General features: G+C 63.7%; 17 protein-coding genes. 8 read left to right on the top strand and 9 right to left on the bottom strand.

What is annotated here, in order from left to right:
• Window positions 1–90: 90 nt before the first annotated feature.
• A complete protein-coding gene (locus tag IVA78_RS16915) occupies window positions 91–1,263 on the top strand; it encodes an ABC transporter substrate-binding protein (RefSeq protein WP_247281870.1) in 1,173 nt (390 codons plus the stop codon).
• Between the two features lie 273 nt (window positions 1,264–1,536).
• On the opposite strand, the gene IVA78_RS16910 is transcribed toward IVA78_RS16915, so the two are convergent.
• The 9 genes from IVA78_RS16910 to IVA78_RS16870 form a co-directional block, all read right to left on the bottom strand.
• Window positions 1,537–3,408 (bottom strand): sugar phosphate isomerase/epimerase and 4-hydroxyphenylpyruvate domain-containing protein, encoded by a 1,872-nt coding sequence (locus IVA78_RS16910; RefSeq protein ID WP_247281869.1) that lies wholly within the window; start codon window positions 3,406–3,408, stop codon window positions 1,537–1,539.
• On the bottom strand, window positions 3,405–4,142 hold the full coding sequence (locus IVA78_RS16905; RefSeq protein WP_247281868.1) for an ABC transporter ATP-binding protein: 738 nt from the start codon (window positions 4,140–4,142) through the stop codon (window positions 3,405–3,407). The genes IVA78_RS16910 and IVA78_RS16905 overlap by 4 nt, the downstream gene beginning before the upstream one ends.
• A gap of 12 nt (window positions 4,143–4,154) precedes the next feature.
• Window positions 4,155–4,898, bottom strand: coding sequence for an ABC transporter ATP-binding protein (locus IVA78_RS16900; RefSeq protein ID WP_247281867.1), 744 nt, complete (start codon window positions 4,896–4,898; stop codon window positions 4,155–4,157).
• Window positions 4,895–5,893, bottom strand: a complete 999-nt coding sequence (locus IVA78_RS16895) for a branched-chain amino acid ABC transporter permease (protein WP_247281866.1) — start codon at window positions 5,891–5,893, stop codon at window positions 4,895–4,897. The genes IVA78_RS16900 and IVA78_RS16895 overlap by 4 nt, the downstream gene beginning before the upstream one ends.
• Window positions 5,890–6,765 (bottom strand): branched-chain amino acid ABC transporter permease, encoded by an 876-nt coding sequence (locus IVA78_RS16890; RefSeq protein WP_247450611.1) that lies wholly within the window; start codon window positions 6,763–6,765, stop codon window positions 5,890–5,892. Before IVA78_RS16890 ends, IVA78_RS16895 begins: the two co-directional genes overlap by 4 nt.
• 220 nt (window positions 6,766–6,985) lie before the next feature.
• Window positions 6,986–8,116, bottom strand: coding sequence for an ABC transporter substrate-binding protein (locus tag IVA78_RS16885; RefSeq protein WP_247466604.1), 1,131 nt, complete (start codon window positions 8,114–8,116; stop codon window positions 6,986–6,988).
• Between the two features lie 56 nt (window positions 8,117–8,172).
• On the bottom strand, window positions 8,173–9,051 hold the full coding sequence (locus tag IVA78_RS16880) for a shikimate dehydrogenase (protein WP_247281863.1): 879 nt from the start codon (window positions 9,049–9,051) through the stop codon (window positions 8,173–8,175).
• Window positions 9,052–9,183: 132 nt separating this feature from the next.
• A complete protein-coding gene (locus tag IVA78_RS16875) occupies window positions 9,184–10,122 on the bottom strand; it encodes a LysR family transcriptional regulator (protein WP_247307702.1) in 939 nt (312 codons plus the stop codon).
• Window positions 10,123–10,339: 217 nt separating this feature from the next.
• Window positions 10,340–10,516 carry a hypothetical protein gene (locus IVA78_RS16870; RefSeq protein ID WP_247281861.1) on the bottom strand — a complete coding sequence of 59 codons (177 nt, stop codon included), beginning with the start codon at window positions 10,514–10,516 and terminating at the stop codon, window positions 10,340–10,342.
• Between the two features lie 166 nt (window positions 10,517–10,682).
• Between IVA78_RS16870 and IVA78_RS16865 the strand changes: the two genes are divergently transcribed.
• The 7 genes from IVA78_RS16865 to IVA78_RS16835 all read left to right on the top strand — a co-directional run bounded on the left by IVA78_RS16865 (window position 10,683) and on the right by IVA78_RS16835 (window position 16,005).
• The gene (locus tag IVA78_RS16865; protein ID WP_247281860.1) at window positions 10,683–11,411 is read left to right on the top strand and encodes a LuxR family transcriptional regulator; all 729 of its coding nucleotides are present in this window, start codon (window positions 10,683–10,685) and stop codon (window positions 11,409–11,411) included.
• A gap of 85 nt (window positions 11,412–11,496) precedes the next feature.
• A complete protein-coding gene (locus IVA78_RS16860) occupies window positions 11,497–12,156 on the top strand; it encodes an acyl-homoserine-lactone synthase (RefSeq protein ID WP_247418679.1) in 660 nt (219 codons plus the stop codon).
• 1 nt (window position 12,157) lies between these two features.
• Window positions 12,158–12,376: a hypothetical protein gene (locus tag IVA78_RS16855; RefSeq protein WP_247281858.1), complete on the top strand. Its 219-nt coding sequence runs from the start codon at window positions 12,158–12,160 to the stop codon at window positions 12,374–12,376.
• A 304-nt stretch (window positions 12,377–12,680) separates the two neighbouring features.
• Window positions 12,681–13,598: a branched-chain amino acid ABC transporter permease gene (locus IVA78_RS16850; protein WP_247281857.1), complete on the top strand. Its 918-nt coding sequence runs from the start codon at window positions 12,681–12,683 to the stop codon at window positions 13,596–13,598.
• Entirely contained in the window at window positions 13,595–14,539 is a 945-nt protein-coding gene (locus tag IVA78_RS16845) for a branched-chain amino acid ABC transporter permease (RefSeq protein ID WP_247466601.1), read from the top strand. Before IVA78_RS16850 ends, IVA78_RS16845 begins: the two co-directional genes overlap by 4 nt.
• Window positions 14,532–15,299 (top strand): ABC transporter ATP-binding protein, encoded by a 768-nt coding sequence (locus tag IVA78_RS16840; protein ID WP_247281855.1) that lies wholly within the window; start codon window positions 14,532–14,534, stop codon window positions 15,297–15,299. Before IVA78_RS16845 ends, IVA78_RS16840 begins: the two co-directional genes overlap by 8 nt.
• Window positions 15,292–16,005 (top strand): ABC transporter ATP-binding protein, encoded by a 714-nt coding sequence (locus IVA78_RS16835; RefSeq protein WP_247281854.1) that lies wholly within the window; start codon window positions 15,292–15,294, stop codon window positions 16,003–16,005. Before IVA78_RS16840 ends, IVA78_RS16835 begins: the two co-directional genes overlap by 8 nt.
• The last annotated feature ends 57 nt before the right edge of the window (window positions 16,006–16,062 follow it).

Here is a 16,062-nt window from a genome sequence, read left to right as displayed (position 1 = left end):
GCGGCTCGACAGATTTTGCGTTCAATAGAGACTGGCCCGGGGGCGGCGATCACCCCGCCTCGGGACCGATAATCAAGGAGGGGAGTGGTTATGAGGACGGCATTCTGGCTGGCGGGCGCAGCGGCGCTGGTGCTGGCAAATCCGGCATGCGCCGGCGACACCATCAAGATCGGCTTCGTGTCGACCTTCAGCGGCCCGACCGCCGTGATCGGCAATGACATGCGCAATTCCTTCGAGCTCGCGCTCGATCATCTCGGCCGCAAGATGGACGGCAAGCCGGTCGAGGTGATCTACGAGGACGACGGGCAGAAGCCGGATGTCGGCAAGCAGAAGACCGAGAAGCTGGTGCAGTCCGACAAGGTCGATTTCATCGTCGGCTACATCTGGTCGAACGTGCTCCTGGCCTCGCTCAAGACCGCGGTGGACTCGCAGACCTTCCTGATCTCGGCCAATGCCGGTCCCTCGCAGCTCGCGGGCGAGCTGTGCTCGCCTTATGTGTTCTCGACCTCCTGGCAGAACGACCAGACGCCGCAGGCGATGGGCCTCTACATGAACCAGAAGGGCGTCAAGAGCGTGTTCCTGATCGGGCCGAACTACGCCGCCGGCAAGGACATGCTCGCCGGTTTGAAGAGCACGTTCAAGGGCGAGATCAAGGGCGAGGAGTACACGGTCTGGCCGAGCCAGCTCGACTTCTCCGCCGAGCTCTCCAAGGCGCGCGCCTCCGGCGCCGAGTCGATCTTCGTGTTCTACCCCGGTGCCGCCGGCGTGCAGTTCCTCAATCAATATGCCCAAGCCGGCCTCAAGAGCACCATGCCGCTCTACACCGTCTTCACCATCGACGAGCTGTCGCTGCCGCTCCAGAAGGAGAATGCGCTCGGAGTGCCCGGCGCGCAGGAATGGGTCAATGACCTCCCCAACGAGCAGAACAAGCGCTTCGTCGCCGATTATCGCAAGAAGTATCCCGGCCTGCGGCCGACCTACTACGGCGCACAATCGTATGATGCCGCCCAGCTCATCAACAGCGCCGTGGTCGCGGTGAAGGGCGACACCAGCAAGAAGGATGCGATGAAGGCCGAGATGGAAAAGGCCAACTTCAAGTCGCTGCGCGGCTCCTTCAAGTACGGCAACAATCACATCCCGATCCAGAGCTTCTATCTCCAGGACGTGGTCAAGGACGCCGAAGGCCAGCTCGCGCTGAAGACCGTCGCCACCATCGTCGAGAACGACCAGGATCGTTTCCACGACAAGTGCAAGATGAAGTGAGGTCTTGATCTTCCCCTCTTCCCGCGCTTGCCCGCCGAAGCTTTAGCGTACGCGGATGCGGGGAGAGGGGCTGGGTGAGGAGAAGTCTCCGTTGGGACGGAGAGAGACGTTTATTCGATAGTCGCCGCACCGTCATTGCGAGCGTAGCGAAGCAATCTAGAGTCTTTCCGCAGAGGGATTCTGGATTGCTTCGCTACGCTCGCAATGACGTGTTGAGGGAGCCTTGCTCGTCGCTGCGATGTGACTCGCGGAGACCCCCTCACCCGGAGGAGCCTACATCCTTGGCATGCTCGCAGGCCGCACCTCGCGGGCCTGCGCTGCGAGCCTGATGCCGGCATTGGCCGCGCCAAAGCCCTGATAGCGCCGCCGTTCGACGATCTCGAAGAAGAAGCGCTCGTCGAAGATGTGGGTGTAGACCTGGAAGAATTCGCCGTCACCCTCGCGGTCGTAGAGGATGTGATTGGCGCGCAGTTGCGCCATCAGCTCGGGCGAAAGGTCGTATTTGGCTTCGATGTCGTCGTAGTAATTATCAGGGATGTCGAGGAAATCCGCGCCGCGCTTGCGCATCTCCGCGACCGTCGCAAAGATGTTGCGGCACGAGAACGCGACGTGCTGCACGCCGGAGCCGAAGAACTCGGAGATGAAGCGCGACGGCAGCGTGCGGTTGGCAGAGGAGCCGTTGAGCACGAAGCACAGGCTCTGGTCGGCGTTGATGATGGCCTGGCTCTGCACCAAGCCTCTCGGGTCGACGATCTCCATCTGCGGCAGTCGCGTCAGGTCGAGGATGCCGGTGTAGAACAACAGCCAGGACAGCATCTCGTCATAGGGCATCGACTGCGCGATGTGATCGACCGCCAGCAGCGCGTCCTCGCTCGCCTCGCTCGGTACCGGCTCGAAATCGGTGTCCCAGTTCTTGCCGGCCTGATCCAGAAAATAGAGCAGGCTGCCGCCGACGCCGTGGATCGCCGGGATCTCGAGTTCGCCCGGCCCGACCGGCTGGTAGAAGGTGCGCGCCTTCAGCGCTTCGGCGCGCTGCATGGAAAGGCCCGCATTGTCGACGTCGAGTGCGATCGCACAGACGCCGGGGCCATGGGTGACGTAATGCGAATGCGCAAAGCCGTCCGTCTCGGAATTGATGACGAGCTCGACCTTGCCTTGCGACCAACGCTCCACCGCCTTGCTGCGGTGCTTGCCGGTCCTGCGAAAACCGAGCTGCGCGAACAGTCGGGCAAGCTCGCCGGCCTTGGTCTCGTTGACGGCGAACTCGACGAAGCCGGTACCGTGGCTTCTGGATTTCGGCGCCAGCGGCTCGCGGACAAGCTTTGGCCAGTCCGGTGCGAGCTGGTCCTCCAGCAGGATCAGCGAGCGCAGGCCGTCGACCGCCGTCTGGGCCGCCGAGCCGGCGCGGAACTGGTCGTTGAAGATCTCCAGCGACAGCGGCCCGGCATAGCCGGTCGCCGCCACCGCCGCCATGAACTCGCGGACCGGGAGGTCACCCTGGCCCGGGAAGGAGCGGAAGTGCCGGCTCCAGGAGAGGATGTCGAGCTCGAGCTTCGGCGCGTCAGCAAGCTGCACCAGAAAGATCTTGTCGCCGGGAATCGAAGCCATCGCGCGGGTCGGAAAGCCGGGCGCCAGCGCATGAAAGCTGTCGAGGATGATGCCGATTGCCGGATGATCGGCGCGGCGCACGATCTCCCAGGCGTCGCGGTAGTCGTTGACGTGTCGTCCCCAAGCCAGCGCCTCGTATCCGACGCGCAAACCACGTTTCACCGCACGTTCGCCGAGCTCGCGAAAATCGTCCGCGGCACGGTCGATGCCGCCAAGCGAGGTGGGCGAAACGTTGGAGCAGATCAGCAAGAGATCGGTGCCGAGCTCTTGCATCAAATCGAACTTGCGCATCGCACGGGCAAAGTTGCGCGAACGCTGCGGCTCCGGCATGCCTTCGAAATCGCGGAACGGCTGGAACGCGCAGATCTCGAGATTGAGGTCCTTGCAGAGCTGTGCCACCTCGCGCGGGCCCGCGCCGAACGACAACAGATCGTTCTCGAAGATCTCGACCGCGTCGAAGCCGGCTGAGGCGATGGCGCGCAGCTTTTCGTCGAGGGTGCCGGAGAGGGACACGGTTGCGATCGAACGCTTGTTCATGCGGCGCTCTCCTCCATGGCGCCGCCCAGGAACAATTGCCCGATGCGGGGATCGTTCAGAATGCGCTTGGCGTCGTCGATCATCCGGGTCTGGCCGAGCTCGAGCACGATGCCGATGTCCGAGATCTCCAGCGCCGAACGTGCGTTCTGCTCGATCATCAGGATCGTGACGCCGCGGTCGCGCAAGCTTTTGAGGATATCGAAGGTCTGCTGCACCATCAGCGGCGACAGGCCGATCGAGGGCTCGTCGATCAGCACCAGCCTGGGTTCGAGCAGCAGCGAGCGGGCGATCTCGAGTTGCTTCTGCTCGCCGCCGGACAGCGTGGAAGCCTGCTGCGTCGATTTTTGCCGCAGCGCCGGAAACAGGTCGAGTGCCGCCTCGATCCGCTTGGGAAGATCGAGGCTCTTGTCCGCAGCGACGCCGCCGAGTTCGATGTTGTGGCGTACCGAAAGCTCGGGAAAGATGTTGCGGCCCTGCGGCACGTAGCAGATGCCGGCATTGAGCAGCGCGCGCTGGCTCAGGTTCGTGACGTCGCGGCCGGCAAAGCTGATCTTGCCCTCGCGCAGCTTGAGCAGGCCGAAGATTGCCTTGAAGACGGTGGACTTGCCGGCGCCGTTCGGGCCGATGATCGTCGTGATCGTGGCTTGCGGCACGGCGAAGGTCGTGCCGTTCAAAATCGTCATCTTGCCGTAGCCGCCGACGAGATTGTGAACAGAGAGGATCGGGTCGCTCATGGCTCGCGCTCCCTAATGTCCGAGATAGGCTTCGATGACGGCGAGGTTTTTCCGCACCTCATCCGGCCGTCCCATCGCCAGCACCTTGCCTTCCGCCATCACCATCACCCGCGAGCACAGCGACATCACGAATTCCATGTTGTGCTCGATCACGACGAAGGTGGCGTTCTTCTCGCGGTTGATCGCAACCAGGCGGTCCTTGAGGTCCGCCAGCATCGACGGGTTGACGCCGCCGGCTGGCTCGTCGAGCAGCACCAGGCGCGGTCCGCCCATGAAGGCCATGGCGGCATCGAGCAGTTTTTGCTGGCCATAGGAGAGGCCGCCGGCCGGCTCGTCCGCGAGATGGTCGAGCTTGAAGAAGCCGATCATCTGGTTGGCGGCGTCGCTCAGCCCGGCATCGGAGCGGCCGACGAGGCGCGAGGCCATGTTGCCCTGGTGCTCCTGTCCGGCCAGAATCAGGTTCTCCCGCACCGAGAGCTTTGGAAAAACCTGCAGGAGCTGGAAGGTGCGGCTGACCCCCAACTTGTTGAGTTCGGAGGGCCGCAGGCCCGTCACCACCTTGCCGTCCAGCCTGACCTCGCCGCCTGACGGCGTGAGCTGGCCGAGGATGCAGTTGAACAGCGTCGACTTGCCGCAGCCGTTCGGTCCGATCAGGCCGAGGATCTCGCCCTCGCGCACGTCGAAGCTGACGCCATCGACGGCGCTGATGCCGCCAAAGTTTTTCTTGATATTGGTAACCTCGAGGACTGCGCTCATTGCACCGTCTCCAGGCGTGACTTTGCGACGGCGCGCAGCGCGGACGCCGCCTTGGTCCGTCGCGCCGCCATCGCGCGATCGAGGATTCCCAGGATGCCGGTCGGCGACCAGATCAAGAGCAGCATCACCGCAACCGCATAGAGCATGAGATAATAGCCTTCGGTGAAGCGCAGCCATTCCGGCAGCAGCACGGCAATCATCGCGCCCAGGAACGGACCGAAATAGAAGCCGGCCCCGCCGACGATCACCATCATCAGCAGGTCGAGCGAGAGCGACAGGTTGAACGGCACGGGATCGATATATTGCGTCAGCGGCGCATAGAGTGCGCCGGCGACGCCGCCGAGCGCCGAGCCGATCGCAAAGGCCATCAGCGTGTAGCGCCGGGTGTCGACGCCGAGCGATTGCGCACGCAGCGGATTCTCGCGCAGCGCCATGAAGGCGCGGCCCCAGGGCGAGCGGATCAGCCACCACACGGCAAGCGACACGATCGCGAGCGAGCCGAGGCAGACATAATAGAAGGGCAGCGGCTTGTTGGTCGCTAGCCCGAAGACGTGCGGGCGCGGGATGTTGGAGATGCCGTAGATGCCGCCGGTGAGCCAGCTCTCGTTGCGGAACACCAGGAAGGCGAGAGTGGAGAAGGCGAGGGTAACGAAGGCGAGGTAGTGGTGCTGCACGCGCAGCGCGGGATAACCCAGCACCCAGCCGACCGCAAAGCTCAAGGCGATCGCGACCAGAATCGCGGCCGGCAGCGGCCAGCCATGGGTGGTCATGATCGCCGCCGCATAAGCGCCGATGCCGACGAAGGCGCCCTGCGCCAGCGAGACCTGGCCGGCATAGCCGAGCGTAAGGTTGAGCCCCATCGCGGCGATGCTCATCACCGCCCATTGGCTCAGGATGAACAGACCGTAACGGTTGAAGTTCATGGGGACAATGATCAGCGCGGCGATGGCGATGAGGCCGAGCGCAATCTTCAGGGGTTTGCCAAAGCTGATCATACCGTGCGCTCCTCGGCGCGGCCGAGCAAGCCCTGCGGCCGGAACAGGATGACGGCGATCAGGAAGATCATCGGAACGGCGGCGCGATACTGCGTCGAGACATAGGCGGCCGCGAGATTGTCGAGCACGCCAATCAAAAGACCGCCGGCGATTGCGCCGCGCACCTGGTTGAAGCCGCCGACGATCGCGGCGATGAATGCCGCCTGGCCCAGCACCTCGCCGGAGGAGAATTTGGCGAGATAGATCGGCGTGATCAGCAGTGAGGCTAGCGCCACCAGGAAGGCGTTGATCAGGAAGGTCAGCAGGATCATGCGCTCGACCGGCACGCCGATGATCCGCGCCACCGTCGGGTTCTGCGCCGCCGCCTGCATCTGGTGGCCGAGCGAGGTGCGGTTGAGCAGTGCGGTCAAGCCGAAGACGGCAAGGATGGCGACGACGAGGACGCCGATGCTTTGCAGCGACACCGCATGGCCAAGGATGGAGATATCGCCGGTCGGCGCGATCGACGGGAAGGGCGAGGCCTCGGCGCTGAAGAACTGCTTGACGGATTCCTTGATGCCGATGGCCAGCGCCATGGTCGCGATCGCCAGCGGCAGCACGCCGTGGCGCATCATCGGATCGACCAGCAGCAGCTTGAAGGCGAGACCGAGCAAGATCATCGAGAGCAGGATGCCGAGGATGATCGCGAGCCAGAACGGGGCGCCGGCATGCATCGCCGCCAGCATCAGGAACGCCGGCAGCATCACGAACTCGCCCTGGGCGAAATTGATGGTCTGCGAAGTCTGCCACAGCAGCGTGAAGCCGACCGCGACCAGCGCATAGATCGCGCCGGTGGCAAGTCCCGCGACCAGAAGATCGAACAGACTGGACATTTTCCCCTCTCGCCGTTCTGCCTTCCCGTTCGTCACGTTTGCGGGCAGAGGCGTAGGCGGCCTACGGCCGCCGTTCTTAAGAACGCCGATGCGAAGCATCGGCTACGGTGAGGGCGAGCCTTCGCGAGGGCGGTAATAGTTGGACCCGCGGAAGCTCCCCCTCACCCGGAATTTGCTGCGCAAATTCCGGTCTCTCCCCGCAAGCGGAGAGAGACGAACCTCACTTCACTTTCGGCAGCACCTGCTTCACGACCTGCTTGCCTTCGACCACCTCGACCAGGAAGCTCTGACGGTCGATGTCTCCGGTGTCGCTGAAGGTGACGTCCATCAAAATGCCCGGCTCGTCGGCGGCCTTGATGGTCAGGCCATGCAGCGTGTCGGCAAACTTCTTCGAGTCGACCTTGCCCATCTTCTCGGTGGTGGCCTTGACCATGTAGACGGCGAGATAGCCCTTCAGGCCGTTATGATCAGGCACGTAATTGTACTTCTTGGAAAATTTCTCGCGGAACGCCTTGATCAGATCGACCGGGGCATCGGTGGTGAGGCCGACATGGCCGCGCGCGCCGTTGGCGGCATCGCCAGCGAGCTCGATCACCTTCTGGCCGATCAGCGTGGTCTCGCCCATCAGCGGTGCGGTGACGCCCTGCCGCTTCAGTTCTTTCAGGATGCGCGCGCTCTCTTCCTCATTGAGATAAACGAACACGGCATCGGGATTGGCAGCCTTGATCTTGCCGACGTCGGCGGCGAAATCGGCCTGGCCCGCTTCGGTGGAGAGATCGGCAACCACCTTGGAGCCGAGCCGGTCGAGCTCCTTGACGACGACGTCGCGGCCGCCGCGGCCGAAGTCGTTGTTGACCCAGACCACCGCAACCGTCTTCGCCTTCATCTCGTCGTGGATGTATTTGGCGACCTTCGGCATCGAGGATTGCTGGCCGAACGAGGTGCGGAACAGGAACTTGTTGCCCGCCTGCGTCAGCTCTGCGGCTTCGCCGCCCATGATCTGCGCGATACCGGCTTCGGCCGCGAGCGGCGCGGTGACCTTCACCGAGCCGGAATAGCCGGGACCGAGCAGCACATAGGGCTCGGCGTCGAGCGCCTTCTGCACCTGGGCGCGGGCGACGCCGGGGTTGGACTGCGAGTCGGCGTGGGTGACCTCCAGCTTGCGGCCGAGCACGCCGCCCTTGGCGTTGATCTCCTCGATCGCGAGGTCGATGCCGTTCTTCCAGTTGGTGCCGACGGTGGCGCCGCCGCCGGAGAGCTCGGCGACGTCGGCGAGCTTGATCGCCTGGCCAAGGGCGCTCGTTGCCGTCATGGCGGTGAGCAGCGCGCCCACCAATAGCGTTGATTTCATCGTCCTCTCCTCCCGTTTCAAATCTTGCAAGCGGCCTTGTGCCCGGCCGCTTCGTCTCAAGCTGCCTGATAGGCGGCGGTGCGCGCAGCCATCACGGCATCAAAAGCCTCTCCCATGATCTCGGTCGATGGAGCAAGGCCGGTGAACAGTTCAAAGGCGTCGGCGGCCTGATAGATCGCAAGCTCCCGCCCGGTCATGATCAGAGCGCCTTTCTGTCGCGCTGCGGCAAGCAGCGGCGTGATCAGCGGCGAATAGACGGCATCGGCGACCCACAGGTCTGCCCTGAGCAGCGCCGCCGGCACCGGGGTGTCTCGGTTCGGCAGCATGCCGACCGGCGTGCCATTGACGAGACCGGTTGCACCATCGAGTGCGTCCTCGACGTTTCCGGCCACCCTCGCGCGGCCCTGCCTGGCAAGCAGCGAGGCGAGTTTCTCGGCGCGCGCCGGCTCGCTGTCGAAGATGCGGATATCGGTCACCTCCAGGCCCGCCAGCGCAAACGCGATCGCCTTGCCGACGCCGCCTGCGCCGATCACGGCAACGGAGTTGGCTGATGGCGCCAGCAGCGGGGCCACCGCACGCGCAAAGCCTGTAGTGTCGGTGTTGTGGCCGGTCAGCTGGCCGTCCCTGACGACGACGGTGTTGACCGCGCCCATGGCGGCAGCGTCCGGCGCCAGCGCATCGAGCAGTGGGACCACCGCTTCCTTATAAGGATAGGTCACATTGACGCCGGCAAAGCCGAGCCGGCGCACGCCTTCGAGCATCATGCGGAGCCCGGCCGCATCGGCACCGGCCACTTCGATGAGCTGGTAGTGGCCGCGCAGGCCGAGCGCCTCGGCGGCGCGCTCATGCATGGCGGGGGACGCGGAATGCGCGATCGGCGCGCCGATCAGGCCGGTGAGAAGCTTCCTGCTGGCGGCGTGTTCGCGCTTCGACATGGTTCGCTATCGTCTCGTTGGGAGCGTCCGGGCCCGGCCATTAGCGGGGAAATCCGCGCAATTCCAGCCGCGACGATAGCCTTTCCCCTGCCTAACACAATTACCCTTTTATCCGGTAAACCTAACATAATGTTATTTCTTCCGCCCGCGTGCCGAAACGGCCTTGCCGTTGCCGCGGGACGGCTCGACCGCGCGCATCTCGGCGCGCAGGGCATCGATGAAATACTCGGCATGGAGCGACAGCGGCGCGCCGCGCTTCACCGCGATATAGGTGTCGAACCGTGTCGGCTCGGTGATCTTCAAGAGCTCGATTCCGGGATAGCCGCCATGGGCCACCGTGAACTGGTCGATGATGGCGATGCCGAGCCCCGCCTTGACCAGGGCGCAGACCGTGGTGCCGAAGCGCGCGCGGATGGTGATGTTGTAGTCGAGCCGGTTGCGCGCAAAGATCTCGGCCATGATCCGTCCGTAAGGGTCGTTCGGATCGATCCCGATCAGCGGATAGCGGGTGATCTCGGCGGCAGAGACCTGCTTGCGGCCGGCGAGCTCATGTCCCGGCGGCACGATGCAATAGAGCTCGCCCGAGGCGAGCGGCATGAAGTCGAGCCCTGAATGTTCCAGTCGGTAGCTCATCGCCACGCACTCGCCGCGGCCGAGCATCAGATAATCGATGGCTTCCTCGAGCTTGAGGATGTTGATGTCGATGCCGAGGTCCGGATAGCGGCGGCGGACGCGCTCGATCGCGCGCGGCACCATCACCTGCGAGATGCTCGGCACCGAGCCGATGCGCAGCTCCGACAATCCGCCGCGGCCGATCTTGGAGATGATCTCGGAGAGGTCGTCGACCTTCTTGTAGACGCCGTTGATCTGCTCGAAGATGTTCTCGGCTTCCGGCGTCGGGAAATAGCGCCCGTTCTGGCGCTGGAAGAAGCGGATGCCGAGCGAGCGCTCGGTGTATTTGACGAGGCGGCTGATCCCCGGTGCCGAGACGTTGAGCAGCTTCGCCGCGCCGCCGATGGTGCCCGTCACCATCACGGCACGTATCACTTCAACCTGGCGCAGCGTCATCATGTCCGGGCGTCCGAAGGATGATCGTGATCTCGATCATCTCACGAGAGCCGAGATGTCATCCAGCGGCAAGTGTCTGTCAACATGGGCGGAGGAGGCAAGTTGCTCTCGGGTCCTTAGGCTTCCCGCTCGGGAGGGGAGACGGCAACAGTCGGATCGTTTCGACGGAAATCAGCGCGTTCAAATGGAAGCGGGGCGCGTGAAGCTGCAACTGCGTTGGCTAACCCGCCGGGCCCTCGGGCAAGAGGCTGTTCGCCAGCTCGGCGCGCTCGCTTTGCAGCACCTCGCGCGCGAACTCGATGATCTTTTGCTTGTTTGCCGTTTGGCGGACGGCGAAAAACACGCGGTTCAATTCCAGGCCGAGCACGCTGTTGAGAGCGATGTCCTCGTCTTCCATCGTGGTTTTCCCGCTTCGTACGCTTCAGGTGTATCGTGACGTCATTTCTGCCACAAGTAGATTAAGTCTTCGGAGCGGATGAGCACCGGTAAACTACGGCCACGGCGACCTGAGGCAGCTCCCCAATGCGTGCTATACGGCGGGGCGAGAGTCAGGAAACGCACTGATGTCCGCCGTAGACTATGGTCGGGAGGCGCTCGACTTCATCGAAGGCTTGGAAGCCTATACCAAAGTTCCGGACGCCATGGACGCGCTTGCGACCGCGTTCAGCCGATACGGTTTCGAACATATCATCGTAACGGGCTTGCCGAATCCCGATCAGCGCTTTTCCCAGATGGTGCTCGCCAAGAAATGGCCGGCGGAGTGGTTCAACCTCTATGTCCAAAAGAGTTACGACCGTGTCGACCCCGTGATCCGCAAATGCCGGCAGACGGTGAATCCTTTCGAGTGGTCTGAGGCGCCGTATGATCCGGAGCTGGAGCCGGGTGCGGTGGAGGTGATGCGGCGCGCCGCCGATTTCCGCATGTCGCGCGGCTTCGTCGTGCCGATCCACGGCTTGACCGGCTATGAGGCCGGCGTCTCGCTCGGTGGCGTCCACCTCGATCTCAATGCGCGCAGCAAGCCGGCGCTGCACCTGATCGGGATGTACGGCTTCGATCACATTCGCCGTCTGCTCGATCCGGCGCCGCATCCCTCGATGCGCCTGACCCCGCGCGAGCGCGAGGTGATTGCCTGGGCGTCGCAAGGCAAGTCCGCCTGGGAGATCGGCGAGATCCTGCACATCACGCAACGCACTGCGGAAGAGCATCTTGCAACTGCCGCGCGCAAGCTCGGCGCCGTCAACCGGACGCATGCGGTCGCGATCGCGATCCGCCACAGAATCATCAATCCCTGAAATCCTCGCCTACTGGGAAATTTCCCAATAGTCGACTTTGCCTTTTTCGCTGAGGCTCCCTTCATTTCGAGCCAGGGGGGAGTGCATGATTCATGTGATTTCTGCCGCCAATCGGCACCTCAACGAGGACGTTCTCGAACAGTATTTTCGGGTCCGTCACGAGATTTTTGTCGAGGAGCGGAAATGGGAGTCGCTACGCAAGCCCGACGGCCGCGAGATCGATAGCTACGACAATGAGGATGCGGTCTACCTGCTGGCTCTCGAAAACCGCCGGGTGCTCGGCAGCTTCCGCCTGTATCCCACCGCCAGACCGACAATGATGAGCGAAGTCTTCCCGCATCTCGCGGCCGTGCGCGGATGCCCGTCGGACCCGCTGGTCTGGGAGTGGTCGCGCTTCTTCGTGTCACGGGAGCGCCGCGACGGCGCCTTCAATCTGCAATTGATGGCGGCTGCGCAGGAGTTCTGTCTCGATCAGGGCATCGAGCGTCTCTGTCTCGTCATGGAGACGTGGTGGTTGCCGCGCTTCAACGACATCGGATTCATCGTGACACCGCTGGGATTGCCGGCGCTGATGGAAAATTCCTGGACCATGGCTGCAACGATCGAGGTCAGTCAGGGGTCGCTCGATATCGTGCGCGACCGTATCGGAATGACGAGCATCGTCCAGCAGGACGGTCCGCGGATCGACTGTATTGCCCGTGCTAACCTCCGCGGCGTCGCTGCCGCGCAACGAAAGAGCGCTTGAGATGTCGAACATGATGCGGGACAGCCAGATCATGGCGCAGATCGAGGACGAGAATCTCGGTTACATGTCCGACATGGCGCTCGAGCTCGCGCAGATGGCGGACGATGCCGGACTGACGACGCTGGCCTATCTGTTCAGGATGGCAGCGCTGGAGGCCTCGACGGTGAATAGCGTGCTCGCTGAACCGGACGACCTTCCCCACCAGATGACGTCGCACTAGACGCATCTCTCGCTAAAGCTTCAACGACATTCCACCCTCCCTCGGCTTGCCTGGGGGAGGGTGACCGTTTGGGTGCGGCAGGTTGCCCCATACCGCGCGGCAATCTTCTTGCATTGCAAAGCAGGTGTCGGCCGCGTGGCGCCGGGATGCAACAAAGTGCATGTTTGGTGTCAAATCGCACTTGCCTCGGAACGATACTGCCATTACCCATTTTTCGGCCTTGAACAGGCAGGGGGAGCTCTTTCACTGATGGCGACCGTGTTCGAACATCGGCGTGACACTGCGTGCGCCTGAAAGAGTCTTGATGCTGCTCGTCGTCGAACAGTTCTTGAACGGATTGCAGTTCGGCCTGCTGCTGTTCCTGCTCGCCGCCGGCCTGACGCTGGTGTTCGGGATCATGGATCTCGTCAACCTCGCGCACGGCTCGCTCTACATGATGGGCGCCTATTTCGCCGCGACCTTCGCCGCGTGGACCGGCAGCTTCCTGCTCGGTGCGCTGATGGCGCTTGGCGCAACCCTCGTGCTCGGCATCGTGCTCGAGATGACTGCGCTGCGGCATCTCTACGGGCGAGACCATCTCGACCACGTGCTCGCGACCTTCGGCCTGATTCTGTTCTTCAACGAAGCCGTGCGGCTGATCTGGGGCCCGGCCGGCCTGGCGTTGCCGCTGCCGGCCTGGCTCACCGTGCCGGTCCCGATCCTGCCCGGCATTCATTATCCCGCCTATCGCCTCGCCATCATCGCGGTCGCGCTGCTGGTCGCGCTGTTGCTCTATCTCGGCGTGATGCGCACCCGCATCGGCATGCTGATCCGGGCCGGGGCCTCCAACCGCGAGATGATCGGCGCGCTCGGCATCAATATCAAGCTGCTCTACACGCTGGTTTTTGGCTTAGGTGCCGCGCTCGCAGGCCTTGCCGGTCTGATGCAGGCGCCGATCCTCACCGTGCAGATCGGCATGGGCGAGAACATCCTGATCCTCGCCTTCGTCATCATCGTGATCGGCGGCATCGGCTCGATCCGCGGCGCGTTCCTGGCCGCAATCTTCGTCGGCATGATCGACACGCTCGGCCGCGCTTTCCTGCCGAACCTGCTCCGGCAGGTGCTGAGCGGCGCCGCGGCCTCCACTGCCGCGCCCGCGCTGTCGTCCATGCTGATCTATCTCCTGATGGCGATCGTGCTGGTGGTGCGGCCGGAGGGGCTGTTTCCGGCCAATCGTCGATGAAGGCTTTCAGTGTGAGCAAAGCCGTGACGGCCCTGATGCTGGCGGGCCTCGTGCTGCTGCCGCTCTATTCGCACCTGACCGGCAACATCTTCATCCTGACGCTGTTCACCCGCATCATCATCCTGGCGCTGGCGGCGGCGAGCCTCAATCTCATCATGGGCTTCGGCGGCATGATGAGTTTTGGTCACGCTGCCTATCTCGGCATCGGCGGCTACGCAGTCGGGATGCTCGCGCAGGAGGGCGTCGGAAGCGGCTTCATCCAGTTTCCCGTCGCGCTTGCGGCCTCCGCGACTTACGCGCTGGTGATCGGCGCGCTCTCTTTGCGCACGCGCGGCGTCTATTTCATCATGATCACGCTGGCCTTCGCGCAGATGGCCTATTACGTCGCCTCGGGCCTGGCGCGCTACGGCGGCGACGACGGTCTCACCGTTTACAAGCGCAGCGACTTCTCCGGACTGATCAATCTCGGCGACCGCATGCAGTTCTATTATCTTTGCCTCGCCTGCCTGCTCGGTGTCATTTTCCTGATCTGGCGCATCGTCAATTCGCGCTTCGGCCTCGTCGTGCAGGGCCTGCGCTCCAACGAGCAGCGCATGCAGGCGATCGGCTTCCCCGCCAAGCGCTACCAACTCGTCTGCTTCGTCATATCAGGCACCATGTGCGGCCTTGCCGGCGCGCTGCTCGCCAATAACACCGATTTCGTCAGTCCCGCCGTGATGTACTGGACCCGCTCCGGCGATCTCATGGTGATGGTGATCCTGGGGGGCATGGGCACGCTGTTCGGTCCGATCATGGGCGCGGTGGTGTTCCTGCTGCTGGAAGAGTTCTTGTCGCAGATCACCGAATATTGGGCGCTGATCATGGGCCCGCTCTTGCTGCTCATCGTCCTGTTCGGCCGCGGCGGCATCATGGGCGCGCTCGGGAGGGCTGGCCGTGGCTGAACCGCTGCTCCGCGTCGAAAAGCTGGTGCGCCGCTTCGGCGGCATCATCGCGACCGACAACGTCTCGCTCGAGGTCGCTAGCGGCGAGTTGCACGCCATTATCGGCCCGAACGGTGCCGGCAAGACCACGCTGATCAGCCAGCTCACGGGGCACCTCGAACCGCATTCCGGCAGCGTGTCGCTGGCGGGGCGGGACATCACCTATCTGCCGGCCTATCGCCGCTGCGCGCTGGGCCTCGCCCGTTCGTTCCAGATCACCTCGCTGCTGCTCGACTTCACCGCCGCCGATAATGTCGCCCTGGCAGCCCAAGCGCATGCCGGTACGTCGTTCCGCTTCTTCGCCAATGCGCGCAAGGAGAAGGGCCTGCGCGATGCCGCCCATGCAGCGCTCGATCGCGTCGGCCTGTTGCACCGCGCCGATGTCGTGGTGTCCAGGCTCAGCCATGGCGAGCGGCGCGAGCTCGAGCTCGCGGTTGCGCTCGCGAGCAAGCCGAAGCTCCTGCTGCTCGACGAGCCGATGGCAGGTCTCGGCGTCACCGAATCGCAGCGCATGGTGAAGTTGCTCCAGGAGCTGCGCAAAGAGGTCTCGATCGTGCTCGTCGAGCACGACATGCCGGCGGTGTTCGCGCTCGCCGACCGGATTTCGGTGCTGGTTTATGGCCGCGTCATCGCCTCCGGCGATCCGGCCGCGATCCGCCAGAACGAGGACGTCAAGCGCGCCTATCTCGGCGATCAGCATGTGGTGACGCATCATGGCTGACACGCTGCTGGACGTCGAGGGCATCGAGACCTGCTACGGCCTGTCCCAGGTGCTGTTCGGCCTGTCGCTGTCGATCAAACCGGGCGAGATGGTCTCGCTGATGGGCCGCAACGGCATGGGCAAGACCACCACCATCCGCTCCATCATGGGCCTGACGCCGGCGCGCGCAGGCAGCATCCGTTTCGCGGGCGTCGAGGTGCGGCAGCTTCCGTCATACCGGATCGCCCAGCTCGGCGTCGGCATCGTGCCGGAGGGACGTCAGATCTTCCCGAACCTCACCGTGCGCGAAAATCTCGTAGCCGCCGCCGCCGATCGTTTCGCTAGCCCCAATCCCTGGACGCTGGCCGCGATCTACGTGCTGTTTCCGCGCCTCGCCGAGCGTGCCTCCAACATGGGCAACCAGCTCTCCGGCGGCGAGCAGCAGATGCTTGCCATCGGGCGCGCACTGATGACCAACCCGAAGCTTCTGATTCTGGATGAAGCGACCGAAGGCCTCGCGCCGCTGATTCGCGAAGAGATCTGGAACTGCCTGTCGCTGCTCAAGAGCCGCGGACAGTCGATCCTGGTGGTCGACAAGAATGTCGATCACCTCGCCCGCATCTGCGACCGCCACTCCATCATCGAGCGCGGCAAGACGGTCTGGAGCGGCACCTCCGACGAGCTGATGGCCGCGCCGGACCTTCAGCATAAATATTTAGGAATCTGAGGCCCTTGAGGCGCGCGAAGTCCGCCCCCATCTTCGCCGTTGCGAGCGCAGCGAGCA

The organism is Bradyrhizobium sp. 137 (assembly GCF_023074095.1).
GTDB lineage: Bacteria > Pseudomonadota > Alphaproteobacteria > Rhizobiales > Xanthobacteraceae > Bradyrhizobium.
This window is presented reverse-complemented; position numbering and strand designations above follow the sequence as displayed.

Bases quoted from the DNA above. Each gene is read 5' to 3' on its own strand.
- IVA78_RS16915 (WP_247281870.1), top strand. From the start codon at position 91: ATGAGGACGGCATTCTGGCTGGCGGGCGCAGCGGCGCTGGTGCTGGCA.
- IVA78_RS16910 (WP_247281869.1), bottom strand. From the start codon at position 3,408: ATGAACAAGCGTTCGATCGCAACCGTGTCCCTCTCCGGCACCCTCGAC.
- IVA78_RS16905 (WP_247281868.1), bottom strand. From the start codon at position 4,142: ATGAGCGACCCGATCCTCTCTGTTCACAATCTCGTCGGCGGCTACGGC.
- IVA78_RS16900 (WP_247281867.1), bottom strand. From the start codon at position 4,898: ATGAGCGCAGTCCTCGAGGTTACCAATATCAAGAAAAACTTTGGCGGC.
- IVA78_RS16895 (WP_247281866.1), bottom strand. From the start codon at position 5,893: ATGATCAGCTTTGGCAAACCCCTGAAGATTGCGCTCGGCCTCATCGCC.
- IVA78_RS16890 (WP_247450611.1), bottom strand. From the start codon at position 6,765: ATGTCCAGTCTGTTCGATCTTCTGGTCGCGGGACTTGCCACCGGCGCG.
- IVA78_RS16885 (WP_247466604.1), bottom strand. From the start codon at position 8,116: ATGAAATCAACGCTATTGGTGGGCGCGCTGCTCACCGCCATGACGGCA.
- IVA78_RS16880 (WP_247281863.1), bottom strand. From the start codon at position 9,051: ATGTCGAAGCGCGAACACGCCGCCAGCAGGAAGCTTCTCACCGGCCTG.
- IVA78_RS16875 (WP_247307702.1), bottom strand. From the start codon at position 10,122: ATGATGACGCTGCGCCAGGTTGAAGTGATACGTGCCGTGATGGTGACG.
- IVA78_RS16870 (WP_247281861.1), bottom strand. From the start codon at position 10,516: ATGGAAGACGAGGACATCGCTCTCAACAGCGTGCTCGGCCTGGAATTG.
- IVA78_RS16865 (WP_247281860.1), top strand. From the start codon at position 10,683: ATGTCCGCCGTAGACTATGGTCGGGAGGCGCTCGACTTCATCGAAGGC.
- IVA78_RS16860 (WP_247418679.1), top strand. From the start codon at position 11,497: ATGATTCATGTGATTTCTGCCGCCAATCGGCACCTCAACGAGGACGTT.
- IVA78_RS16855 (WP_247281858.1), top strand. From the start codon at position 12,158: ATGTCGAACATGATGCGGGACAGCCAGATCATGGCGCAGATCGAGGAC.
- IVA78_RS16850 (WP_247281857.1), top strand. From the start codon at position 12,681: ATGCTGCTCGTCGTCGAACAGTTCTTGAACGGATTGCAGTTCGGCCTG.
- IVA78_RS16845 (WP_247466601.1), top strand. From the start codon at position 13,595: ATGAAGGCTTTCAGTGTGAGCAAAGCCGTGACGGCCCTGATGCTGGCG.
- IVA78_RS16835 (WP_247281854.1), top strand. From the start codon at position 15,292: ATGGCTGACACGCTGCTGGACGTCGAGGGCATCGAGACCTGCTACGGC.